The sequence below is a fragment of the Pseudomonas sp. GW821-FHT01C01 genome, from assembly GCF_059422645.1.
In genome coordinates, this window is record NZ_JBWKXF010000004.1 from 201,527 (window position 1) to 224,231 (window position 22,705).

Consider the following 22,705-nt stretch of genomic DNA (forward strand, 5'->3'; position numbering starts at 1 on the left):
CGACGCCGGATCACTCAGTCGATGCTGGCAGCAACCGAACAGGCGATTGCTGTTTACCCCCCAGAACTCTCCCGGAGCTGACTACCCCGAAAGCTACTCCCGATGACCCGTGCGCCGGTGTACCGGCTCTCCCCTGTTTTGGATGGCCTGGGCTTAAGGATAGTTGGGAATTCGGGAGGTAAAGGCGAGATACGTAATTAGTTGTGGCAGACCGTTCGTCTGCCACCGCGCCAGCCCACGGGAGCCGGGGCCTGCAACGTTACAAAAAAATTATTCGGAGGTGCCTTGCGCCGTTTCCGCAGGATACGTCGTACGCCACAACTCAAATCCGCCATCCATGCTGTAGACGTCGGAGAAGCCCTGGCTGATCAGGTAGGCGGCCGCGCCCTGGCTGGAATTGCCGTGATAGCAGACCACCACGGTGGGTGCATCGAGGTCGGCGCCCTGGATGAAAGCGTGCAGGGAATGATTGTCCAGATGCTTCGAGCCTGCGATGTGCAGGGCGGCAAAAGTGGCTGGGTCGCGGACGTCGACTACCACTGCGCCTTGTTCGCGCAGGGCCTGGGCCTGTTCCGGGGGGATACGTTTGAATTCGCTCATGGCGGGCTCCTGTGGCTCGGCTGAATGGGCAGTCTAGCGCGGGGCGCTGGCTGGTGATGTTTGGGGAATGGATGAGGCGACTGGCGGCACGGCAGCATGGCCGTGTTCGTCGCATTTGCAGGACAGGCGCTCGCCGCTGTCGACATTCATCAGGGTCAGGGCGCCGCCCCAGACACAACCGGTGTCGAGGGCCGAGATACCCGGCTCGTCGCACTTGCCTTCCAGTGCAGCCCAGTGACCGAAGAGGATTTTCAGACCCTTGGTCTTGCGTTCCTTGTGTTGGAACCAGGGCTTGTAGCCAGGTGGCGCGGTATCGAGACCTTCCTTGCTCTTGAGGTCGAGTTTGCCTTCGGCGGTGCAAAAACGCATGCGGGTGAAATAGTTGGTGATCACCCGCAGACGCGTCACGCCTTTGAGGTCGTTGTCCCATTTCGCCGGATCATTGCCGTACATGCCATCGAGGTAGGGCGGCAACAGGTTGTCGTCACGCAAGACAGTCTCGACTTCGGCAGCACACTTCAAGGCTTTGCGCAGCGACCACTGGGGTGGGATGCCGGCATGGACCAGTGCAACGTTGCGCTGTTCGTCGTAGTGCATGAGTTTTTGCTGGCGCAGCCATTCGAGCAGCTCGGCGCAGTCCGGCGCGTCAATGATCTCGTGCAGGGTATCGGCCTTTTTCAGGCGTTCGATGTTGCGTCCTGCCGCCAGCAGGTGCAGGTCGTGGTTGCCGAGCACGCACACCAGCGACTCGCGGATGCTATAGAGGAAGCGCAGGGTTTCCAGCGACTGCGGGCCGCGGTTGACCAGGTCGCCCACCAGCCACAGACGATCCCGTTGTGGGTCGAACGCCACTTGTTTGAGCAGGCATTGCAGGGCTTGAAGGCAGCCCTGCAGGTCACCAACAGCGTACGTCGCCATTAGTGCAAGGCTCCGGGCACCGCCAGGCGGAAGGGCGCGATGATGGCATCGAAATGTTTACCGTCGTCGGAAAGCATCTGATAGGTGCCTTGCATGGTGCCGACCTTGGTGGTCATGACCGTGCCGCTGCTGTAGGTGTGGCTCTTGCCGGGTTCGATCAACGGCTGCTGGCCTACCACGCCTGCGCCGCGCACTTCTTCTACATGCCCGTCACCGTCGGTGATGACCCAGTGCCGTGAAAGCAGTTTGGCGGGTATCTCGCCATTGTTTTTCACGGTGATGGTGTAGGCGAAGGCAAAGCGGTCGTACTCGGGTTGCGATTGTTCTGCCAGATAGCGGGTGACGACGCTGACGTCGACCTGATAACGAGGATCGGACATGCAAGGGGCCTTAAAAACGAAGCGGGACGCGGGGCGTAGCTGATGGAGTTCAGTCTAGGCCAAGTATCGGGTAGTAGACCAGAGTGCCGTCCTACCCGATAGCGCTCATCACCTGTCAGTCAGCGGCAGGCTTTTGTGGTGCTTGCTCGCTGAGCTTGTCGGCCAGGCGCACGAAGGCGGCCAGGTCGAGTTGCTCGGGACGCAGGCTGCCATCGACGCCGGCGGCTTCGATTTCGGCGTTGCTCAGCAGCAGCTTGAGGGTGTTGCGCAGGGTTTTGCGGCGCTGGTTGAAAGCTTCGCGCACGACGCGCTCCAGCAGGCGGTGATCCTTGGCCGGGTGCGGCAGTACCGCGTGGGGCACCAGGCGCACGATGGCCGAGTCGACTTTCGGCGGCGGGTTGAACGCGCCCGGGCCGACGTTGAACAGGTGCTCGACCCGGCAGTGGTACTGAACCATGATCGACAGGCGGCCCCAGTCACCACCACCCGGGCCGGCAGCCAGGCGCTCGACCACTTCCTTTTGCAGCATGAAGTGCATGTCGCGAATCAGGTGCGAGTTGTGCAAGAGGTGGAAAATCAGTGGCGTGGAGATGTTGTACGGCAGGTTGCCGACCACTCGCAGGCTGCCTGGCGCGGCATTCAGGCTGTTGAAGTCGAACTTCAGTGCATCGCCCTGATGCAGGTTGAAGTTGCTCTTGCCGGCAAACTGCTGGTTGAGGATCGGGATCAGGTCCTTGTCCAGCTCCACCACGTCAAGTTGGGCACCGCTGCTGAGCAGGCCCTGGGTCAGTGCGCCCTGTCCCGGACCGATTTCCAGCAGGCGGTCTTCTGTCTTGGCATGTATGGAGCGCAGGATGCGGTCGATAACGCCGGCATCGTGCAGGAAGTTCTGGCCAAAGCGTTTGCGCGCCTTGTGTTGGTATTGCTCGGTCATAAACGGGTCTCGGCCATCTGGTAGGCGGTTTCCAGGGCGACTTGCAGGCTGCCGGTGTCGATCTTGCCGCTGCCGGCCAGGTCCAGGGCAGTGCCGTGGTCCACCGATGTGCGGATGATCGGCAAACCGAGGGTCACGTTGACTGCCGCGCCGAAGCCTTTGTACTTCAGCACCGGCAGGCCCTGGTCATGGTACATCGCCAGCACCGCATCGCAGTGCTCCAGATATTTGGGGGTAAACAGAGTGTCGGCGGGCAAGGGGCCTCGAAGGTCCATGCCCTCGCCGCGCAAGCGCTCTAATGTGGGTTCGATGATATCGATTTCTTCATGGCCCAGGTGTCCGCCTTCGCCGGCATGGGGATTGAGCCCGCAGACCAGGATGCGTGGCCGGGCGATGCCGAACTTGTTTTGCAGGTCGGCGTGCAGGATTCGCGTGACGCGTTCCAGACGCTCCGGCGTGATTGCATCGGCAATCTCGCGAAGGGGCAGGTGAGTGGTCACCAGGGCTACGCGCAAGCCGCGTGTGGCCAGCATCATCACCACTTGTGCGGTGTGGGTCAGGTCGGCGAGGAATTCCGTGTGCCCGGAAAAGGCGATGCCGGATTCGTTGATGACGCCTTTGTGTACCGGCGCGGTGATCATGCCGGCAAAATCCCCGTTCAGGCAGCCCTGGCCGGCCCGGGTCAGGGTTTCCAGGACAAACGCAGCGTTGGCCTTGTCCAGTTGTCCGGCGGTGACTTTGGCGTTGAGCGGTGTATCCCACACATACAGGCTGTTGGCTGGCGCGGGTGCATCCGGCCAGTTGTCCGGTGTGACCGGCAGCAAGTTGACAGCCACGCCCAGTTGCGCGGCTCGCTCAATGAGCAGGTCGCGGCTGGTAATGGCAATCAGGGGGTGAGGCTGGGCTTGCGAGGCGAGCAGCAGGCACAGGTCGGGACCTATGCCGGCTGGTTCGCCGGGTGTCAGCGCGAAACGTTGGGGTTTCACTGCGCTGCCTGGTCGGCGCCAGGGAGTTTGATTTCAACGTACGCTTCGTCACGGATCTGACGCAGCCAGGTTTGCAGCTCTTCATCGTATTTGCGGTTACGCAATACGGTCATTGCTTGCTGCTCGCGAGCCTGTGTAGTGCTGTCGGTGGCGCGACGGCCAAGGACTTCCAGGACATGCCAGCCGTATTGCGTCTGGAACGGCTTGGACAGCTGACCTTGTGGGGTCTTGGCCATCACTTCGCGGAACTCGGGCACCAGCGCGTTCGGGTCGATCCAGTTCAGGTCGCCGCCGTTGAGGGCAGAACCCGGGTCTTCCGAATAGCTTTTCGCCAGTTCACCGAAGTCTTCGCCCGCTTCAATACGGGTGTAGAGCGACTGAGCCAGTTCCTTGGTCTTGGCTTCATCGCGAATCGGGCTCGGCTTGACCAGGATGTGGCGCACATGCACTTCATCGCGCATCTGGGTCTCGCCGCCACGCTTGGCGAGGATCTTCAGGATGATGAAACCGCCCGGCGTGCGCATTGGCTGGGTGACATCGCCCACCGGCATGGTGCTCAGCAGGCGATCGAACGGTGGTGGCAATTGAGCGGCTTTACGCCAGCCCATGTCACCACCTTCCAGTGCGGTTTCGCTGGCGGACTTGGCGATTGCCAATTGACCGAAGTCAGCGCCTTGCTTGAGTTGCTGGTAAATCGCATCGGCTTGTTTGGCTGCATTCTGAATCGCGTCGGAGTTGGCGCTTTCCGGCGTAGGAATCAGGATGTTGGCCAGGTGAAACTCTTCGGACAGCTGCATTTTGCCCAGGTCGGAAGCCAGGAAGTTCTTCACTTCCTGCTCGGAGACCTGAATGCGTTCGGCAACCCGACGCTGGCGCACACGGCTGATGACCATTTCGCGACGAATCTGCTCACGCGCATCGTCGTAAGACAGGCCATCGCGAGTCAGAGCGGCGCGGAACTGCTCGACCGACATGTTGTTGCGCTGGGCAATGGTGCCGACAGCCTGGTTCAATTCTTCATCGGTAATGCGGATGCCGGAGCGCTCGCCGATCTGCAATTGCAGGTTTTCGACGATCAGGCGCTCCAGTACCTGCTGCTGCAGCACGCTGGCTGGCGGCACGGCAGAACCACGCTTGGCAATGGTTTGCTGAACTTCATGAACGCGTTGGTCCAGTTGGCTCTGCATGACCACGTCGTTGTCGACGATGGCCACCACTTTATCGATGGACTGTACGGCGGCACTGGCCGCCGTACTCAGGAACAGCGCGCCCAGCATCAGCGGGCGCAGACAATCAGAAAGCTTGGTCTTCACGTTCACGATAACCTTGAATGCCTTTGTCGAGGAAGCTCTCTGCCTTGGCGCCGGTGAGGCCGCCGAGTCCCTTCAGAACAATTTGGAGGAAGACGCCATGGTCGCCTTTTTCGTTTTGCGGTGCTTGCTGGCTGAATTCGTCGTAATTAACGAAGTAACGGTTGATCAGGCGTAGTTTCCAGCAGCAGCTGTCGTACTCGAAACCACCGAAGGCTTCCAGGGTACGGTTGCGGTTGTAGTCATACTGCCAACGGCTGATAGCGCTCCATTGCGGCACGATCGGCCAGATCACCGAGAAGTCGTGCTGTTTGATCTTGTAGTAATCCTTCACGAAGCCAGGCTGGCCAGGGGTGCCGTAGTCACCGCCGAACTGCCATTGACCGGTGTTCTGGTTGTAGATCACCTGGTCGTTACGATAGCGATAGCCGACGTTGACGACCTTGTTCGGGTTGTCTTCAGGCTGGTAATGGAACATCGCGCTGCCCGAACGAGGGCTGCGGCTGTCCGGGTCCCAGTTGTAGTCGGCCGTGGTGCGCCAGTCGCGGTTCCAGCGATACTCGTATTCCAGCGCATAAGGCGAAACATTCGAATGTGCATCGGCGCGGGTTTGTGGATTGATGCCCGGCAGCTGTACTTCGCGGTCCTTGAAGAACAAGGCCTGGCCGACACTGATGCGTTGACGCTCGAATCCGTTGTCTTCGATCCAGCGGCTGGTCACGCCCAGGGACAGTTTGTTCTCGTCACCGACACGGTCGGAGCCGGAGAAGCGGTTGTCACGGAACAGCGACGCATAGTTGAAGGTGTATTCGCTGGTATCGAATACCGGGATGTCTTCCTGGTCGACCTCAGGTACGTACAGGTAGAACAGGCGCGGTTCGAGGGTCTGGCGGTAGTTCTTGCCGAAATACTGGGTATTGCGGTCGAAGTACAGGCCGCTGTCGATGCTGGCAATCGGTACGCCGCGGTTCTGGTTGCTGTCAAAATTGCCATTGAAATTTTTAGTCCCGGCTGCAGCTGCGGCTTGATCCTGCTGCACGATTTGACTTTTGCCGATACTGTCCAGGTCCAGTTGGTACTGGGTGTACTGGTACTTGAGCTTCGGTGTAAGGAATCCGTACGTCGTGTTCATCGGCAGGCTGATGGCGGGCGCGAGATTCATACGGTCGCCATTGGCGCGGGCCAGGCCTACAACGTTGGTATCAAGGCGAGGTGACACATTACCATCTTCGTCGGTGTAACTGCCGTTTTGCAGATCGCGGTCAAACCGCACGAGCTCGGTGTTGTAGGTGAAATCCAGGCCTTCCGGATGATAAGGCAGCATACCGTCGAGGGTGAGCTGCGGCAGACGGTCGTATGGCGTAATGTTCGAGACGCTCGCCAGTTGGTATGCCTGGGCGTTCACGCGAGCGGTATAGCTGTCGCCGCGATAGGTGACGGAACCCTGCTGGTTCACGTAGTCGTTGCTTTTCACGCCGATCTGGTCGGTCTGCAAATCCTGGAAGTAATACGGATCGCTGATCTTGGTGTAGTCGACTTGCGTGAGCACTCGCGAGTCGAGACCGCCCTTGTGCTGCCAGTTGTACATGTAGCGGGTTTTTTCAGCGTCGGTCTGCTTGTCGCGTTCGTTGCTTTCGTCGTTGAGGTACGCCGCACCGAACTGGCCTTCGCTGGACTTGGTCAAGTAGCGGAATTCGCCTTCCATCAACAAGCCGTGCTTTTCCATGTAGCGCGGGTACAACGTGGCATCGTAGTTCGGCGCCAGGTTGAAGTAGTACGGGGTGACCAGCATGAAGCCGGTATCGCTGCCGGTGCCGATGCTCGGCGGCAGGAAGCCGGACTGGCGACGATCGTCGATCGGGAAATAGATGTACGGCGTGTACAGGACCGGAATGTCTTTGACCCGCAGTGTCACGTTGGTCGCGGTACCGAAACCGGTGGCGGGGTTCAGGGTGATGTTGTTGCCCTTGAGCTGCCAGGCGTTGCTGTTCGGTTCGCACGTGGTGTACGTACCATCCTTGAGGCGGATGATCGCGTTCTCGGCACGTTTGGCATACAGCGCATTACCGCGGACGCGGGATTTGTGCATCACGTATTCGGCGTTGTCGACCTTGGCTTCACCGGTGTCGAGCTGTACATCGGCGTGGTCGCCGACGATCAGTGCGCCGTTGTCGCGAATGCGCACGTTGCCGTTCAGGTCGCCACGGCTCTCGGCCTGGTACAGGTTGGCTTCGTCGGCTTCGACCTGCATGCTGCCCTGACGCATGACAACGTCGCCGGCCAGGGTCGCGATCTGCTCGTCCTGCTTATAGCGGGAGGCTTTTGCGCCGATAAAGGTTGGAGCGTCACTTTTATTCGTCTTGTCGTTCATGCCAGGACGAATCGGTTCGATATAGGAACCAGAGCAATAAGGACCGGTTTCGGCCAATTGTGCGGCGGTGAGCTGTTCGCGCGGAACCCAGTCGAGGTGACTGTAGTCTGCGCTACGCGACTTCAGGCCACGGCCTTTGGATTCGGTGACCAGTGCCGGCTTGGCGCCAGTGTCTTCGCTGGAGCCGTTCTCGGCCGGGGCTTCGCCAGTAGCGGAAACTGCGCTGCCATCGTGGACGGGACGCGGTGGCAATGCAGCCGCCGGCGTCTTTGGCGCACAGTCCCAGGAACCCGAAGCAGAGACTGAGCAGTCAAACTGTTCCGCGGCGACCACGTAGGAAGTGGCAAGGGGTTGCAGCGCCAGCAAACTGCCGGTAACCAACAACGGAAATTTTTTACGAAACGCGGGGGATTTCAATGCCATCTTATTAGTCCGGGCTTCCTGCGTGCCATCTGCCCGCGGTGTGGGCCGCACGCCTCTCGATGGTCTGAAAAAGATGCTGGATAATAAAGCATGACCCGCTTGACGGCTAGCGCCGTCGGAGACCCTTGCAATGCCTGATCAAGATGTACGCTTGCAACACCTGAAAGTTTGGCTCGATGAACAATTGGCGACCCTTTTTGCCGAGCAGGGTTGGGGTTCCGTCCCCCCGGCCACGTTGACTGCGGCCAGCAGCGACGCGAGTTTCCGGCGGTATTTCCGTTGGGAAGGCGATGGCAAAAGTTTCATCGTGATGGACGCGCCGCCGCCCCAGGAAAATTGCAAACCCTTCGTGGATATCGCCTTTTTGCTGGCGAAATCCGGAATAAACGTGCCGAAAATTTATGCCGAAGACCTCGAGCGCGGTTTTCTTTTGCTCAATGACCTGGGCAACAAGACCTATCTGGATGTCATCGACAGCGAAAACGCCGACGATTTGTTCAAGGATGCCCTGCAAGCGTTGCTGGCTTTCCAGCAGTTGCCGATGGTTGCGCCTCTGCCGAGCTATGACGTGGCATTGCTGCGTCGCGAACTGGAGCTGTTCCCCGAGTGGTACGTGAAGCGCGAATTGGGCATCGAATTCGACGCGGCGCAGCAAGTGCTCTGGCAGCAGGTCAGCGATCTGTTGATCGACAGCGCCCTGGCACAGCCAAAAGTCCTGGTGCATCGCGACTACATGCCGCGCAACTTGATGCTCAGCGAGCCCAACCCTGGTGTGCTGGATTTCCAGGATGCGGTATATGGCCCGGTGACTTACGACGTGACCTGCCTGTTCAAGGACGCATTTCTCAGCTGGCCGCAAGAACGCGTGCATGGCTGGCTCGAAAGCTACTGGCAGCAAGCGGGCGCCCTCGGTATTCCGGTTCAGTCCGACTTCGAGGATTTCCTGCGTGCCAGTGACTTGATGGGCGTGCAACGTCACCTGAAAGTCATCGGCATTTTCGCCCGTATCTGCCATCGCGACGGCAAGCCGCGTTATCTGGGCGATGTGCCGCGTTTCTTTGCATACATAGACGCCGTGATCGCGCGCCGTCCTGAACTGGCCGAGCTGGATGTGTTGCTGGCCAGTCTGCGTGCCGGAGTGACAGCATGAAGGCAATGATTCTGGCCGCGGGTAAAGGCGAGCGCATGCGCCCGCTGACCCTGACCACGCCAAAACCACTGGTTCGTGCAGGCGGAGTCCCGCTGATCGAATATCACCTGCGAGCGCTGGCCGCCGCCGGGTTCACCGACATCGTGATCAATCACGCCTGGCTCGGTCAGCAGATTGAAGACTATCTGGGCGATGGTTCGCGCTATGGCGTGAGTATTCAGTACTCGGCGGAAGGCGAGCCGCTGGAAACCGGCGGCGGGATTTTCCGCGCGTTGCCGTTGCTGGGGGATGAAGCGTTTGTCGTGGTCAACGGCGACATCTGGACCGATTACGACTTCAGCGTGCTGCATCAGCCCATCAGCGGCCTGGCGCACCTGGTGCTGGCGAGCAACCCGTCCCATCATCCGGCCGGGGACTTCAGCCTGATCGGAACCCAGGTGCGCGACGGTCAGCCGCAGGCTCCTACCCTGACCTACAGTGGCATCGCCGTGTTGCATCCGCAGTTGTTCGACGATTGCACCGCGGGGGCCTTCAAGCTCGCGCCGCTGTTGCGCAAAGCCATGGCTGACGGTCAAGTGACCGGCGAGCAACTGAAGGGGCACTGGGTCGATGTCGGCACTCACGAACGACTGGCCGAAGTTGAATCATTAATAGAAGCGAGCCGCTGACATGCTGTGGCCAGGGACTCTGATTGGAGCCGGAGCAGGCTTTGCCATAGCCAGTCTTCCGGGGGCCATGCTCGGCGCGTTGTTGGGGCAGGCGCTGGACCGGCGCTTGCACCTGCAGAGTTGGGGGCAATTGCGGGAAAAGCTGGGCGGCCGCCCGGTGCTGCGTAACGATGAGTTGCTGTTTGTCCTGCTGGGACGCCTGGCCAAGTGCGACGGCCAGGTGATGGCCGGGCACATCGAACAGGCCCGGGCGGAAATGCGCTCGCTGGAAATGTCCGAGTTGGCGCAGCGTCGTGCGATTGCCGCGTTCAATCGCGGCAAGTCGGGCCGCGACCGGCTGCACGGTTATCTGCGTCGCCTGAGTGCCCAGCCCCATGCGGCAGAAGGCGTGTTGCGCGCCTGCTGGCGAATGGTGTGGGCCGATGGTCGTGCCGGCCGCAGTGAGCGTGAGTTGATCGGCCAATGGGGCAAGTGGCTGGGCTGGACGCCGCACCAGGTGCAAGCGTTGGCTCACGACTATGAGCCGCAGAAAAGGCCATTGGGCAACAGCGTTGCAAGCTATCAGGATGCCTTGCGGCTGCTGGGTGTCTCGGCCACCACTGAACCGGCGCAGATCAAACGTGCTTACCGGCGTCTGCTCAGTCGCCATCATCCGGACAAAATTGCTGGCAGTGGCGCGACGGCGATGCAGGTGCGCGAGGCCACCGAGAGAACGCGTGAACTGCATAGCGCCTATACGCTGATTCGGGAGCGGCGGGATTTTCGCTAGTCGAACAGCTTTGTGTTGCCTGTAATGGCCCCTTCGCGAGCAAGCCCGCTCCCACATTAGATCCAGAGTGATCACAAAATTTGCGAGCACCCAAGGACAAATGTGGGAGCGGGCTTGCTCGCGAAGAGGGCGACGCGGTCTGTCAGTCTGTCGCAGGCTGCGGATTCAACCAGCCCCGCACCCTGCGGAACAATTGCTCCTGTTCGGCCTTGTTGTCTGGCAATGCCTTGAGCGCGACCTGGCTGAATGCCGATGACTTCAGGCGTTTGCTGGCCTGCAGACGTTCCAGTGCTGCGTTGCGATCCGGTGCTTTGTCCTTGTAGAAAATATCCGCGGTCGGCAGTTTCAGCGTCGGGGTCAGCTCTGCCAGCCCGGGTTTCGCCACCACAGGTGCCTGCGCTGCGACCATCACCAGTTTCTCGACTTGCGATGGCTGCTTCTCGCTCAGGTAGCGCGCGGCCCAATAGGCGCCGGAACCGTGCCCCAGCAGCACGATACTGCGGGCGCTTTGCTGTTCGGCGAACGCGATTGCGGCGTCAATCCGGGCGAAGATGCGCTCGGCATCGGCCTTGGACTGTTCCTCAGTGGTTTCGGCGATGGCCTTGTCGGCGACATCGGCCTCGCCACCGGCCACCTGTTCGATGGGGGCCGCGGTGGTCGAATCTTTACTGCCGGTTTCGGGGGCCTTGGGGGCCGGCGGCGCTTCCACAATTCGTGGCGCAATGGCATCGCTTTGCAGATCCGGCAAGGTGATACTCAGGCTGCTCCACTCGGCATCCGGCAATTTGCGCCGCAAAGGGCCGACCGCTTGCGGCCAGTCAACGGTTTCGCCGGCACCCGGGATGATAATCACCGCGCCTTTGGGTTCGGCGGTGTTGGCCGGTTTCCACAAGGTCAGAAACGTGTCGGTGCCCGCTTGCAGTTGTTGCTGTTCCTGGGCCGGAATCTTTCGCTCAAGTGCAGTCGCTTCTTCCTGACTACGCTCAGGCAGCGGCTGACGTTCGAGTGGTTTTTCTTCGGTGGCGGGCGCCGGGTCGGCCGCCTCGACGGAAAAAGCGCAAGGCAGGATCAACGACAGGCACAATGCTGGCAGTGCCAGGCGGTAGACAGGGGGCATCGGATATTCCAGGCCAGAAGTTGTTCCGGCAGCCTAATGGGTTGGTCAGTATTTGTCAGTGTGTGAGAGTTCAATGATGCGTTTTCGCTGCCTGTGGGTTATCGGCTGTTTGTGGTTTCCCTTGATGGGCTGGGCGGCAGTCGTGCCCCCGGCGCACGTTGCCCAACTTTCACCGAAACAACAGCACTGGCTGGCGCAGCAGAGCGAGTTGCGGGTCGGCGTGGTGTTGCAGGCACCCTATGCGCAATATGATCGCCGCTTGCAGCGCCTGTCCGGGGTGAACGTCGAGCTGATGAAGTGGCTCGCAAATAACCTCAATGTCGAACTGAGCTGGCGCAATTTTCCCGACCTTGAACAACTGGAAGCCGCAGCCCGGGAGGGCGAAATCGATATCGCCCCGGGCCTGACCCAGACGCCTGGCGGGCTGCGTCTCTGGCAGTTTTCCGACCCCTACATGCGGGTGCCGCAGTTGGTGGTCAGCGACCAGAAAAGCGCCGGCACGGTCGAGCTCGAAAAACTCGACAGCCAGACCCGCGTCGCCGTGCGCATGCCCAGTGCCATTGCCGATTATTTGCGCGGCAATTATCCGCACCTGAATCTGCAAGGCGTACCGATGGAGCGCCAGGCATTGCAATTACTGACGGGTCAGCAGGCAACTTATGCGGTGATCGATGAGGCGCAACTGGGGCGCCTGTCCGTCGAACCGGAGTTCGCCGGATTGGTGGTGGTGGGGGATGTCGGCCTGCCGCAGTTGCTGCGGGTGGCCACGCGCCGCGACAAACCGGAACTGGCGGGCATCATCGAAAGTGCATTGCGGGCGATCCCGGCCAAGGATCTGGAACAACTGCACAATCAATGGCTGCAACCCAAGTATCCGCGCCTCACCGAGTCTCCGGGGTTTTGGCAAAACCTCTGCTTGTTGCTGGCCGTGCTGGCATTGAGTTGCATGGCCATTGTGTTCTGGCAACGTCGCCAGCAGCACAACCTGGAGCAACGCTTGTTGGCCGCACAGGAAGACATTGCCTTGCGCGCCGCCAGCGAAGAGGCCTTGCGGCTCACTCAGTTTTCCATCGATCAGAGCACCGTCGGTATCCTCTGGGTCAACTGGGACAGTCATGTGCGCTACGCCAACCGCGCAGCGGAAAGCATGCTGGGCTATCCGGCCGGGGGGATCATCGATCGGCCCCTGATTGACTTCGAACCCGGCCTGCACATGGACCGCTGGCTGAGCCTGTGGAAGCGCGCCCGGGCCAGTGAAGAGGGCCCGCAAAGCTTCGAAACCAATTGCGTGCGCGCCGATGGCAGCATTCTGCCGGCTGATGTCTCGTTGAGCTTCCTGCGCTTTCGCGATGGCGAATACCTGGTGGTTTACCTCAACGACGTCACCGAACGGCGCCGCGCCCTGGCCGCCTTGCAGGAAAGCGAGGCGCGGCTGCAAGGCATCGCCGCCAACGTTCCGGGCCTGGTTTTCCGCCTGGAGCGGGCGCCGGTGACCGGCCAGATCGACTTTGCCTACATCAGCGAAGGCAGCGAAAGCCTGGTGGGTTATTCGCCGGCCACGCTGGCGCATCGCGATAAAGGCCTGCGCAGCCTCGTGCATCCGGACGACAAGGCCAGCTATCACCAGACCCAGGATCATGCACTGGACACCGACAGCGACTGGTCGTGGCAGGGGCGAATCCTCACGCGCCAGGGCGAGCAGCGCTGGGCGGAAATCAAGGCCATCACGCGTCAGCTGGAAGACGGGGCCTATGTCTGGGACGGGATTGTCTGGGACATCAGCGAGAGCAAGCGCATCGAACTTGAACTGGCCAGCTCCCGGGAACAACTGCGTGAGTTGTCCGCGCACCTGGAAAGCGTGCGCGAAGAAGAAAAAGCGCGCATTGCCCGGGAAGTTCACGACGAACTGGGCCAGATGCTGACCGTGCTCAAGCTGGAAACCTCCATGTGCGAACTGGCTTACGCGCAACTTGATCCCGGTCTGAATGAGCGCCTGAGCAGCATGAAGCGCCTGATCGCTCAACTCTTCCAGTTGGTTCGCGACGTAGCGACCGCATTGCGCCCGCCGATTCTCGATGCCGGTATTGCCTCGGCCATCGAATGGCAGGCCCGGCGATTCGAGGCGCGTACACAGATTCCGTGCCTGGTGCAGGTGCCGGACAACTTGCCGGTGCTCAGTGATGCCAAGGCGATCGGTTTGTTCCGGATCCTTCAGGAAGCGCTGACCAATGTCATGCGCCATGCCCAGGCGCATACTGTTGAACTGACACTGGCGCTGGAAGGCGACGAGTTGTGTCTGACGGTCAGCGATGACGGTGTAGGATTTGTCGCTGTGCCTGGCAGGCCAACGTCCTTTGGGATCGTCGGTATGCGTGAGCGGGTGTTGATCCTGGGCGGTGAGTTATCCCTTGAGAGTGAGCCGGGTGAAGGCACGACCCTGAGTGTGCGAGTGCCATTGGATGGGGCCTGATCATTTAATGTTGTCTGTACTGACGCCTTCGCGGGCAACCCCGCTCCCACAGTGGGTTTAGGGCGGTTACAAAATCCCCTGTGGGAGCGGGCTTGCTCGCGAATGATCTTGAATCTGGAGAAGAACGTGATCCGTGTACTGGTAGCCGAAGACCACACCATTGTCCGCGAAGGCATCAAGCAGTTGATCGGCCTGGCCAAGGACTTGCTGGTGGTGGGGGAGGCGAGCAATGGCGAGCAGTTGCTCGACACCTTGCGTCATGTGCCCTGCGAAGTGGTGTTGCTGGACATCTCCATGCCGGGCGTCAACGGCCTGGAAGCGATTCCGCGGATTCGCGCCCTGAACAATCCGCCGGCGATCCTGGTGTTGTCGATGCACGACGAAGCGCAGATGGCCGCCAGGGCGCTGAAAGTTGGAGCTGCCGGATATGCGACCAAGGACAGTGACCCGGCGCTGTTGCTGACGGCCATTCGCAAAGTGGCGTCAGGCGGGCGTTACATCGACCCGGAACTGGCCGACCGCATGGTCTTCGAGGTCGGCCTGACCGACTCGCGTCCATTGCACTCGTTGCTCTCCGAGCGCGAATTTTCCGTGTTCGAACGCCTGGCCCAGGGCGCCAACGTCAACGACATTGCCCAGCAACTGGCACTGAGCAGCAAGACCATCAGCACCCACAAGGCGCGGTTGATGCAAAAACTCAACATCACCTCGTTGGCGGAACTGGTGAAGTACGCGATGGAGCACAAGCTCCTCTAAGACCCACCAAGATCCAATGTGGGAGCGGGCTTGCTCGCGAAAGCAGTGTGTCAGTCGACATATCCGGGCCTGATACACCGCTTTCGCGAGCAAGCCCGCTCCCACAGGTCCGGTGGTGGCATGTCCATTTGCGACATCCTGCAAATCCGCTTTTGCCTTTGCTTGAGGCTTGCAGCCGACTGCTCGCCACTGCGTTTGCCAAAACGCGCCATCCTTGTAGGGCAATCCCTACCCCCAGCCTTCCATCCGGCTGAGGCGAATCTCTCTTGCGCCCCGATTTGCGTGCCCCCCAGCGTCCACTAGGCTTAACCCCACAGCAGTCATCAATAACAAAGGTGTGGGTATGAGCCAGGTCGATTCAAGCGCAGGGGCCAATGATGTTCTGGTCAGCTTTCGTGGAGTGCAGAAGAGCTACGACGGCGAGAACCTGATCGTCAAAGACCTCAACCTGGACATTCGCAAAGGCGAATTCCTCACGTTGCTCGGGCCATCCGGCTCCGGCAAGACCACCAGCCTGATGATGCTCGCCGGTTTCGAAACCCCGACCGCGGGCGAAATCCTGTTGGCCGGGCGCGCCATCAACAACGTGCCGCCGCACAAGCGCGATATCGGCATGGTGTTCCAGAACTACGCGTTGTTCCCGCACATGACGGTGGCCGAGAACCTGGCGTTCCCGCTGACCGTACGCGGCATGAACAAGAGCGACGTCAGTGCCCGGGTCAAGCGTGTGCTGAGCATGGTCCAGCTCGATGCGTTCGCCCAGCGTTACCCGGCGCAGCTCTCCGGCGGTCAGCAACAGCGTGTGGCATTGGCCCGGGCGCTGGTGTTCGAGCCACAACTGGTGCTGATGGACGAACCCCTCGGGGCACTCGACAAACAACTGCGTGAACACATGCAGATGGAAATCAAGCACCTGCACCAACGCCTGGGTGTCACCGTGGTCTACGTGACCCACGATCAGGGCGAAGCCCTGACCATGTCCGACCGTGTGGCGGTGTTCCATCAGGGCGAAATCCAGCAGATCGCGCCACCGCGCACCCTTTACGAAGAGCCGAAAAACACCTTCGTTGCCAACTTCATCGGCGAGAACAACCGTCTCAATGGCCGACTGCACAGTCAGAACGGCGACCGCTGTGTAGTCGAACTGGGGCGTGGTGAAAAAGTTGAAGCCCTGGCGGTGAATGTTGGCAAGACCGGCGAGCCGGTGACCCTGTCCATTCGTCCGGAGCGAGTGAGCCTCAATGGCTCCAGCGACCAATGCGTCAACCGCTTCTCCGGGCGAGTCGAGGAATTCATCTATCTGGGCGACCACGTCCGGGTTCGCATGGAAGTCTGCGGCAAGACCGACTTCTTCGTGAAACAACCGATTGCCGAGCTTGATCCCTCGCTCGCCGTCGGCGACGTGGTACCGCTTGGCTGGCAGGTCGAACACGTTCGTGCACTCGACCCACTTCTAGAGGCGAACTGATCGCCCCGCAATACCAACACCAACCCTGCACGTGGAGAGAACAATAAATGTTGAGATCCCTGAAATTCACCGCTTTGGCACTGGGCATGATGGGCGCGGCACACGCGATGGCAGCCGGCCCGGACCTGACCGTGGTGTCCTTTGGCGGGGCGAACAAGGCGGCTCAGGTCAAAGCCTTCTACGCACCGTGGGAAGCGGCAGGTAACGGCAAGATCGTGGCCGGCGAGTACAACGGCGAAATGGCCAAGGTCAAGGCCATGGTCGACACCAAGAGCGTGTCGTGGGATCTGGTAGAGGTTGAATCGCCGGAACTGTCCCGTGGTTGCGACGAAGACATGTTCGAACAGCTTGATCCGAAGTTGTTCGGCAAGACCGAAGACTACGTCAAGGGCGCCATCCAGCCTTGCGGCGTGGGTTTCTTCGTGTGGTCGACCGTGCTGGCCTACAACGCCGACAAACTGAAATCCGCACCGACCAGCTGGGTGGATTTCTGGGACACCAAGCAGTTCCCGGGCAAGCGTGGCCTGCGTAAAGGCGCCAAGTACACCCTGGAATTCGCACTGATGGCCGACGGCGTTGCGCCGAAAGACGTCTACAAAGTGCTGGCCGGCAAAGACGGTCAGGACCGCGCGTTCAAGAAACTCGATGAGCTCAAGCCGAACATCCAGTGGTGGGAAGCCGGCGCACAACCGCCGCAATACCTCGCTTCCGGTGACGTGGTCATGAGCTCGGCCTACAACGGCCGGATCGCTGCCGTACAAAAAGAAAGCAACCTGAAAGTGGTATGGAACGGCGGCATCTACGACTTCGATGCATGGGCCATTCCAAAGGGCCTGGACAAGGCGCGTGCCGAAGCGGCGAAGAAGTTCATCGCCTACTCGGTAATGCCACAGCAGCAGAAGACCTACTCGGAAAACATCGCCTACGGCCCGGCCAATACCCAAGCCGTACCGTTGCTGTCCAAGGATGTTCTGAAAGACATGCCGACCACCCCGGAAAACATCGCCAACCAGGTGCAGATCGACGTCAGCTTCTGGGCTGACAACGGCGAGCAACTGGAACAGCGCTTCAACGCCTGGGCTGCCAAATAAGCAGAACCTTGTGATGGTGGGCTTGCCCCACCTGTGGGAGCGGGCTTGCTCGCGAAGACGGAGTGTCAGTCAACAGCGATGCTGAATGTGCTGACGCCTTCGCGAGCAAGCCCGCTCCCACAATAACGATCGAGGTGGTATTTCCATCTCTGTAACGATCAAAGATTCCCGGAGTACGTCATGGCAATCGCCGTTCCCCTGAACGAGGGCACCAGCCCCACCTTGAAGCAGCGGCTCAAGCACGCCGAGCGGGTCAACCGCTGGAAGGCCCAGGCGTTGATCGCGCCGCTGGTGCTGTTTCTGTTGCTGGTGTTCCTGGTGCCGATCGTGGCGCTGCTCTACAAAAGCGTTGGCAACCCGGAGGTGGTCGGCGGCATGCCGCGCACCGTGACGGCCATCGCCAGTTGGGACGGCCGCGGCCTGCCCGCTGAACCGGTCTACAAAGCGGCGGCCGAAGACCTCGCCGACGCTCGCAAGAATCAGACCCTGGGCGATTTGTCCAAACGCCTGAACATGGAACTGGCCGGTTACCGCAGCCTGCTGACCAAAACCGCCCGCGCCTTGCCGCTCGCCACTGAGCCGGCTTCTTATAAAGAAGCGCTGGAAGGCCTCGATGAGCGTTGGGGCGACCCGGCCTACTGGCAAGCGGTACGCCGCAACACCAGCAGCATCACCCCGTATTACCTGCTGGCGGCTGTGGATCATCGCATCGACGACCTCGGCGAAATCGCCCCGGCCACCCCGGATCAGGCGATCTACCTCGACATCTTCGCCCGCACCTTCTGGATGGGCCTGATCATCACCGTGATCTGCCTGGTGCTGGCGTATCCCTTGGCTTACCTGTTGGCGAACCTGCCTTCGCGCCAGAGCAACCTGCTGATGATTCTGGTGCTGTTGCCGTTCTGGACGTCGATCCTGGTACGGGTCGCGGCGTGGATCGTGTTGCTGCAATCGGGTGGCCTGATCAACAGCGGCCTGATGGCCATGGGCATCATCGATAAGCCGATCGAGCTGGTGTTCAACCGCGTCGGTGTCTACATCTCGATGGTGCACATCCTGCTGCCGTTCATGATCCTGCCGATCTACAGCGTGATGAAAGGCATCTCGCCGACCTATATGCGTGCCGCGATTTCCCTCGGCTGCCACCCGTTCGCCAGCTTCTGGCGGGTGTACTTCCCGCAGACCTACGCCGGTGTCGGCGCCGGTTGCCTGTTGGTGTTCATCCTCGCCATCGGCTACTACATCACCCCGGCATTGCTGGGCAGCCCGAACGATCAGATGGTCAGCTACTTCGTCGCCTTCTACACCAACACCAGCATCAACTGGGGCATGGCGACCGCACTCGGTGGGCTGCTGCTGTTGGCGACCGTGGTGCTTTATCTGATTTACAGCTGGTTGGTGGGCGCGAGCCGCCTGCGCCTGAGCTAAGGGGAGAACGAAATGCTGAGTCCTTACATGTCGCCCATCGAACGGGTGTGGTTCTACAGCTTGCGGATTCTCTGCGGCTTGATTCTGTTGTTCCTGATCCTGCCGGTGCTGGTGATCATTCCACTGTCGTTCAACTCCGGGAGTTTTCTGGTTTATCCGCTGCAAGGCTTCTCGCTGCACTGGTACCAGGATTTCTTTGCCTCGGCGGAATGGATGCGTTCGTTGAAGAACAGCATGATCGTGGCCCCGGCAGCCACCGTGTTGGCGATGATCTTCGGTACGCTGGCGGCGATCGGCCTGACTCGGGGCGACTTCCCGGGCAAGGCGCTGGTGATGGCGCTAGTGATTTCGCCGATGGTGGTGCCGGTGGTGATCATTGGTGTGGCCAGTTACCTGACCTTCGCTCCACTGGGATTTGGTAACAGCTATACCTCGCTGATCGTCGTGCATGCCGTGCTCGGTGTGCCGTTTGTGATCATTACCGTGTCGGCGACGTTGCAGGGGTTCAACCACAACCTGGTGCGGGCCGCTGCGAGCCTGGGCGCTTCGCCGCTGACCACGTTCCGCCGGGTGACTTTGCCACTGATTGCGCCGGGCGTGATCTCCGGGGCGCTGTTCGCCTTCGCGACGTCGTTCGATGAGGTGGTGGTGACGCTGTTCCTCGCCGGCCCTGAACAAGCGACCCTGCCACGGCAGATGTTCAGCGGCATCCGCGAAAACCTCAGTCCGACCATCGCCGCCGCCGCGACGCTGCTGATTGCCTTCTCGGTGATTCTGCTGCTGACCCTGGAATGGCTGCGTGGCCGTAGCGAGAAACTGCGTACCGCACAGGTCTGAAGCCTCACATCGTTCCAATGTGGGAGCGGGCTTGCTCGCGAAAGCGGTGGATCAGTCGACCATTACACTGACTGACAAACCGCCTTCGCGAGCAAGCCCGCTCCCACAGTTGTTTTGTGTGGCTTTCGGGGTCCTTGGTCATTCATGGTCTGAATACCAGCCAACCCCAAATCCCCAGCTACTATTGTGCCCAGCTCCCCTATCTATAAGAGGCTGCGCACATGAGTATTTCCTCTTTCAAAATCGCTCACAAACTGATCACCGGCGCAGGTGCCATCGAGCAACTGTCGGCCGAGCTGACGCGCCTGGACATCGACAACCCGCTGATCGTCACTGACGCCGCCCTGGTCAAGTCCGGCACGGTAGAGCTGGCACTGGCGCAGTTGGGCGAACGCAGCTACGAGATTTTCGACCGGGTACTGCCGGACCCGGAAATCGCCATCGTCGAAGATTGCATGCAGGTGTATCGCGAAGGCGGGCATGACGGATTGATTGGCCTGGGTGGCGGAAGTGCCATCGACATCGCCAAAAGCGTTGCAGCCTATGCCGGATACCACGGTGCGCTGGAGGATCTGTTCGGTATCGATCAGGTCCCGCGCAAAGGCCCGCCGCTGATCGCCATCCCGACCACGGCCGGCACCGGCTCGGAAGTGACCAACGTGGCCATCCTTTCCGACAAGGTCGCGCAACTGAAGAAGGGCATCATCAGCGACTACCTGTTGCCGGACGTGGCGCTGGTCAGTCCGCAAATGACCCTGACTTGTCCGCGCAGCGTCACGGCGGCCAGTGGCGTCGATGCGCTGGTGCACGCCATCGAGTCCTATCTGTCGGTCAATGCCTCGCCGATTACCGATGCCCTGGCCATCGGCGCCATCAAGTTGATCGCCAAGGCCTTGCCCAAGGCCTACGCCAATCCGTCGAATCTGCAAGCCCGGGAAGACATGGCCACTGCCAGCCTGATGGCCGGCATGGCGTTCGGCAATGCCGGGGTCGGCGCGGTGCATGCGCTGGCGTATCCGCTGGGCGGGCGCTTCAACATAGCCCATGGCGTCAGCAACGCCCTGTTACTGCCCTATGTCATGACCTGGAACAAGATGGCCTGCATCGAACGCATGCAGGATATCGCCGAGGCCATGGGCGTGAAGGCTGCACATTTGAGTGCCAACGATGCGGCCGACAAAGCCGTGCAAGCCATGACCGAGCTGTGCCTGGCCGTGGAAATTCCCCCGGGCCTGCGCAGTTTTGGTGTTCCCGAGGAAGCTATCCCGTCCATGGCCGTGGAAGCGGCGGGGATCGAGCGCTTGATGCGCAACAATCCGCGCAAGCTGAGTGCCGCCGATATCGAAAAGATCTATCGCGCGGCGTACTAGAGCCTTTGCTGTTATTGGATGATGGCAAGGTCCAATCATCGCACTCACGGTGCGCGCGTCAAAGCATGAGGTATACAATGCGCGCCATCGTGATTCTGCTCAGTAAAGGTGCGTCATGCAGCCCTTCGTAATTGCTCCGTCGATTCTCTCCGCCGACTTCGCCCGCCTGGGTGAAGAAGTGGACAACGTCCTGGCCGCCGGCGCCGACTTCGTGCACTTCGATGTCATGGACAACCACTACGTACCGAACCTGACCATCGGCCCGATGGTCTGTGCGGCACTGCGCAAGTACGGCGTGACCGCGCCGATCGACGCGCACCTGATGGTCAGCCCGGTGGACCGCATCGTTGGCGACTTCATCGAAGCCGGCGCTACTTACATCACCTTCCACCCGGAAGCCACCCAGCACATTGACCGCTCCCTGCAATTGATCCGCGAAGGCGGCTGCAAGTCGGGCCTGGTGTTCAACCCGGCAACCCCGCTGGATGTGCTCAAGCACGTCATGGACAAGGTCGACATGATCCTGTTGATGAGCGTCAACCCGGGCTTCGGTGGGCAGAAGTTCATCCCCGGCACCCTCGACAAGCTGCGTGAAGTGCGGGCGCTGATCGATGCGTCGGGCCGTGACATCCGCCTGGAAATCGACGGCGGGGTGAACGTGAACAATATTCGTGAAATCGCTGCTGCCGGCGCTGATACTTTCGTCGCGGGCTCGGCCATTTTCAATGCGCCGAACTATCAGGAAGTCATCGACAAGATGCGTTCCGAACTGGCGCTGGCTCGCCCATGAGTGGTTTTGAGCAGCTGTTCCCGGGGCAACTGCCGCGGCTGGTGATGTTCGATCTGGACGGCACGTTGATCGATTCGGTCCCGGACCTGGCAGCCGCGGTGGATAACATGCTGCTCAAACTCGGGCGCAAACCTGTCGGCATCGAATCGGTGCGTGACTGGGTGGGCAACGGCGTGCACATGTTGGTGTGCCGGGCGTTGGCCAACCATATTGACGCCGAGGGTGTCGATGAGGTCGAGGCCAAGCATGCCTTGGAGTTGTTCAACGGCTTTTACGAGGACGGTCACGAGCTGACGGTGGTTTACCCCGGCGTGCGTGAGACCCTCAAGTGGCTGAACAAACAAGGCGTGGAAATGGCCCTGATCACCAACAAGCCGGAGCGCTTTGTCGCACCGCTGCTGGATCAGATGAAAATCGGCCGTTACTTCAAATGGATCATCGGCGGCGATACCCTGCCACAGAAAAAACCCGATCCGGCTGCGCTGTTTTTCGTGATGAAAATGGCCAACATTCCGGCTTCGCAGTCGTTGTTCGTCGGCGATTCGCGTAGCGATGTGCTGGCGGCGAAAGCGGCGGGGGTCAAGTGCGTGGCCCTGAGCTACGGCTATAACCACGGACGGCCGATCGCCGAAGAGTCGCCGGCGCTGGTGATCGACGACCTGCGCAAGCTAATTCCCGGTTGCCTGGATCCGGCCGCTGAGATAACGTTGGCCGAAGCTGTCAAACCCCCTTCTGGAAACGCCATCGTGGTGGTCACTCGCAAACTCTGGATGAAAGTCATCAAGGCCCTGGCCCGCTGGCGTTGGCGCGCCTGACCTGATCCTGGCCGGTTTCCGGCGCGTTTGCATACCTGACTGTTTGACCCTCAA

Annotated in this window: 20 protein-coding genes; 12 read left to right on the plus strand and 8 right to left on the minus strand. The window is 60.5% G+C overall.

Annotation, left to right across the window (positions count from 1 at the left end):
- Positions 1 to 270 precede the first annotated feature (270 nt).
- The 7 genes from glpE to AC07XF_RS04640 form a co-directional block, all read right to left on the minus strand.
- Positions 271 to 600, minus strand: coding sequence for a thiosulfate sulfurtransferase GlpE (gene glpE / locus AC07XF_RS04610; protein WP_007982657.1), 330 nt, complete (start codon positions 598 to 600; stop codon positions 271 to 273).
- A 33-nt stretch (positions 601 to 633) separates the two neighbouring features.
- Positions 634 to 1,518: a symmetrical bis(5'-nucleosyl)-tetraphosphatase gene (locus AC07XF_RS04615; RefSeq protein ID WP_495025572.1), complete on the minus strand. Its 885-nt coding sequence runs from the start codon at positions 1,516 to 1,518 to the stop codon at positions 634 to 636.
- Positions 1,518 to 1,898, minus strand: a complete 381-nt coding sequence (apaG, locus tag AC07XF_RS04620) for a Co2+/Mg2+ efflux facilitator ApaG/CorD (RefSeq protein ID WP_495025573.1) — start codon at positions 1,896 to 1,898, stop codon at positions 1,518 to 1,520. The genes AC07XF_RS04615 and apaG overlap by 1 nt, the downstream gene beginning before the upstream one ends.
- Before the next feature lie 115 nt (positions 1,899 to 2,013).
- Entirely contained in the window at positions 2,014 to 2,832 is an 819-nt protein-coding gene (gene rsmA / locus AC07XF_RS04625) for a 16S rRNA (adenine(1518)-N(6)/adenine(1519)-N(6))-dimethyltransferase RsmA (protein WP_495025574.1), read from the minus strand.
- Positions 2,829 to 3,818, minus strand: a complete 990-nt coding sequence (gene pdxA / locus AC07XF_RS04630) for a 4-hydroxythreonine-4-phosphate dehydrogenase PdxA (protein ID WP_495025575.1) — start codon at positions 3,816 to 3,818, stop codon at positions 2,829 to 2,831. The genes rsmA and pdxA overlap by 4 nt, the downstream gene beginning before the upstream one ends.
- On the minus strand, positions 3,815 to 5,131 hold the full coding sequence (gene surA, locus AC07XF_RS04635; RefSeq protein ID WP_495025576.1) for a peptidylprolyl isomerase SurA: 1,317 nt from the start codon (positions 5,129 to 5,131) through the stop codon (positions 3,815 to 3,817). Before surA ends, pdxA begins: the two co-directional genes overlap by 4 nt.
- Complete coding sequence (locus AC07XF_RS04640; RefSeq protein WP_495025577.1) at positions 5,112 to 7,922, minus strand: LPS-assembly protein LptD; 2,811 nt, start codon at positions 7,920 to 7,922, stop codon at positions 5,112 to 5,114. Before AC07XF_RS04640 ends, surA begins: the two co-directional genes overlap by 20 nt.
- 130 nt (positions 7,923 to 8,052) lie before the next feature.
- Here AC07XF_RS04640 and AC07XF_RS04645 point away from each other — a divergent pair, with 130 nt between their 5' ends.
- From AC07XF_RS04645 to AC07XF_RS04655, 3 genes are read left to right on the plus strand one after another with little or no spacing between them, the layout of a single operon-like run.
- A complete protein-coding gene (locus AC07XF_RS04645; RefSeq protein ID WP_495025578.1) occupies positions 8,053 to 9,072 on the plus strand; it encodes an aminoglycoside phosphotransferase family protein in 1,020 nt (339 codons plus the stop codon).
- Positions 9,069 to 9,740, plus strand: coding sequence for an N-acetylmuramate alpha-1-phosphate uridylyltransferase MurU (gene murU / locus AC07XF_RS04650; protein ID WP_495025579.1), 672 nt, complete (start codon positions 9,069 to 9,071; stop codon positions 9,738 to 9,740). Before AC07XF_RS04645 ends, murU begins: the two co-directional genes overlap by 4 nt.
- Before the next feature lies 1 nt (position 9,741).
- Positions 9,742 to 10,509, plus strand: coding sequence for a TerB family tellurite resistance protein (locus AC07XF_RS04655; RefSeq protein WP_495025580.1), 768 nt, complete (start codon positions 9,742 to 9,744; stop codon positions 10,507 to 10,509).
- Between the two features lie 142 nt (positions 10,510 to 10,651).
- On the opposite strand, the gene AC07XF_RS04660 is transcribed toward AC07XF_RS04655, so the two are convergent.
- Positions 10,652 to 11,626: an alpha/beta hydrolase family protein gene (locus AC07XF_RS04660; RefSeq protein ID WP_495025581.1), complete on the minus strand. Its 975-nt coding sequence runs from the start codon at positions 11,624 to 11,626 to the stop codon at positions 10,652 to 10,654.
- Between the two features lie 73 nt (positions 11,627 to 11,699).
- Between AC07XF_RS04660 and AC07XF_RS04665 the strand changes: the two genes are divergently transcribed.
- The 9 genes from AC07XF_RS04665 (at position 11,700) to AC07XF_RS04705 (ending at position 22,651) form a co-directional block, all read left to right on the plus strand.
- Positions 11,700 to 14,096: a PAS domain-containing sensor histidine kinase gene (locus tag AC07XF_RS04665; RefSeq protein WP_495025582.1), complete on the plus strand. Its 2,397-nt coding sequence runs from the start codon at positions 11,700 to 11,702 to the stop codon at positions 14,094 to 14,096.
- Between the two features lie 102 nt (positions 14,097 to 14,198).
- On the plus strand, positions 14,199 to 14,852 hold the full coding sequence (locus AC07XF_RS04670; protein WP_007993216.1) for a response regulator: 654 nt from the start codon (positions 14,199 to 14,201) through the stop codon (positions 14,850 to 14,852).
- Between the two features lie 343 nt (positions 14,853 to 15,195).
- Positions 15,196 to 16,320, plus strand: a complete 1,125-nt coding sequence (locus tag AC07XF_RS04675; protein WP_495025583.1) for an ABC transporter ATP-binding protein — start codon at positions 15,196 to 15,198, stop codon at positions 16,318 to 16,320.
- 47 nt (positions 16,321 to 16,367) lie between these two features.
- Positions 16,368 to 17,411 (plus strand): ABC transporter substrate-binding protein, encoded by a 1,044-nt coding sequence (locus tag AC07XF_RS04680; RefSeq protein WP_495025584.1) that lies wholly within the window; start codon positions 16,368 to 16,370, stop codon positions 17,409 to 17,411.
- Between the two features lie 180 nt (positions 17,412 to 17,591).
- Complete coding sequence (locus tag AC07XF_RS04685) at positions 17,592 to 18,839, plus strand: ABC transporter permease (RefSeq protein WP_108216892.1); 1,248 nt, start codon at positions 17,592 to 17,594, stop codon at positions 18,837 to 18,839.
- Between the two features lie 12 nt (positions 18,840 to 18,851).
- A complete protein-coding gene (locus tag AC07XF_RS04690; protein ID WP_008017428.1) occupies positions 18,852 to 19,676 on the plus strand; it encodes an ABC transporter permease in 825 nt (274 codons plus the stop codon).
- Positions 19,677 to 19,897: 221 nt separating this feature from the next.
- Positions 19,898 to 21,046: an iron-containing alcohol dehydrogenase gene (locus AC07XF_RS04695; RefSeq protein ID WP_495025585.1), complete on the plus strand. Its 1,149-nt coding sequence runs from the start codon at positions 19,898 to 19,900 to the stop codon at positions 21,044 to 21,046.
- Positions 21,047 to 21,161: 115 nt separating this feature from the next.
- Positions 21,162 to 21,836 (plus strand): ribulose-phosphate 3-epimerase, encoded by a 675-nt coding sequence (gene rpe / locus AC07XF_RS04700; protein WP_150725211.1) that lies wholly within the window; start codon positions 21,162 to 21,164, stop codon positions 21,834 to 21,836.
- The gene (locus tag AC07XF_RS04705; protein WP_495025586.1) at positions 21,833 to 22,651 is read left to right on the plus strand and encodes a phosphoglycolate phosphatase; all 819 of its coding nucleotides are present in this window, start codon (positions 21,833 to 21,835) and stop codon (positions 22,649 to 22,651) included. Before rpe ends, AC07XF_RS04705 begins: the two co-directional genes overlap by 4 nt.
- The last annotated feature ends 54 nt before the right edge of the window (positions 22,652 to 22,705 follow it).

Excerpts from the sequence above, each read along its gene's own strand:
- glpE (WP_007982657.1), bottom strand. The coding sequence starts at position 600 with ATGAGCGAATTCAAACGTATCCCCCCGGAACAGGCCCAGGCCCTGCGC.
- AC07XF_RS04615 (WP_495025572.1), bottom strand. The coding sequence starts at position 1,518 with ATGGCGACGTACGCTGTTGGTGACCTGCAGGGCTGCCTTCAAGCCCTG.
- apaG (WP_495025573.1), bottom strand. The coding sequence starts at position 1,898 with ATGTCCGATCCTCGTTATCAGGTCGACGTCAGCGTCGTCACCCGCTAT.
- rsmA (WP_495025574.1), bottom strand. The coding sequence starts at position 2,832 with ATGACCGAGCAATACCAACACAAGGCGCGCAAACGCTTTGGCCAGAAC.
- AC07XF_RS04640 (WP_495025577.1), bottom strand. The coding sequence starts at position 7,922 with ATGGCATTGAAATCCCCCGCGTTTCGTAAAAAATTTCCGTTGTTGGTT.
- AC07XF_RS04645 (WP_495025578.1), top strand. The coding sequence starts at position 8,053 with ATGCCTGATCAAGATGTACGCTTGCAACACCTGAAAGTTTGGCTCGAT.
- murU (WP_495025579.1), top strand. The coding sequence starts at position 9,069 with ATGAAGGCAATGATTCTGGCCGCGGGTAAAGGCGAGCGCATGCGCCCG.
- AC07XF_RS04655 (WP_495025580.1), top strand. The coding sequence starts at position 9,742 with ATGCTGTGGCCAGGGACTCTGATTGGAGCCGGAGCAGGCTTTGCCATA.
- AC07XF_RS04660 (WP_495025581.1), bottom strand. The coding sequence starts at position 11,626 with ATGCCCCCTGTCTACCGCCTGGCACTGCCAGCATTGTGCCTGTCGTTG.
- AC07XF_RS04665 (WP_495025582.1), top strand. The coding sequence starts at position 11,700 with ATGATGCGTTTTCGCTGCCTGTGGGTTATCGGCTGTTTGTGGTTTCCC.
- AC07XF_RS04670 (WP_007993216.1), top strand. The coding sequence starts at position 14,199 with ATGATCTTGAATCTGGAGAAGAACGTGATCCGTGTACTGGTAGCCGAA.
- AC07XF_RS04675 (WP_495025583.1), top strand. The coding sequence starts at position 15,196 with ATGAGCCAGGTCGATTCAAGCGCAGGGGCCAATGATGTTCTGGTCAGC.
- AC07XF_RS04680 (WP_495025584.1), top strand. The coding sequence starts at position 16,368 with ATGTTGAGATCCCTGAAATTCACCGCTTTGGCACTGGGCATGATGGGC.
- AC07XF_RS04685 (WP_108216892.1), top strand. The coding sequence starts at position 17,592 with ATGGCAATCGCCGTTCCCCTGAACGAGGGCACCAGCCCCACCTTGAAG.
- AC07XF_RS04690 (WP_008017428.1), top strand. The coding sequence starts at position 18,852 with ATGCTGAGTCCTTACATGTCGCCCATCGAACGGGTGTGGTTCTACAGC.
- AC07XF_RS04695 (WP_495025585.1), top strand. The coding sequence starts at position 19,898 with ATGAGTATTTCCTCTTTCAAAATCGCTCACAAACTGATCACCGGCGCA.
- rpe (WP_150725211.1), top strand. The coding sequence starts at position 21,162 with ATGCAGCCCTTCGTAATTGCTCCGTCGATTCTCTCCGCCGACTTCGCC.
- AC07XF_RS04705 (WP_495025586.1), top strand. The coding sequence starts at position 21,833 with ATGAGTGGTTTTGAGCAGCTGTTCCCGGGGCAACTGCCGCGGCTGGTG.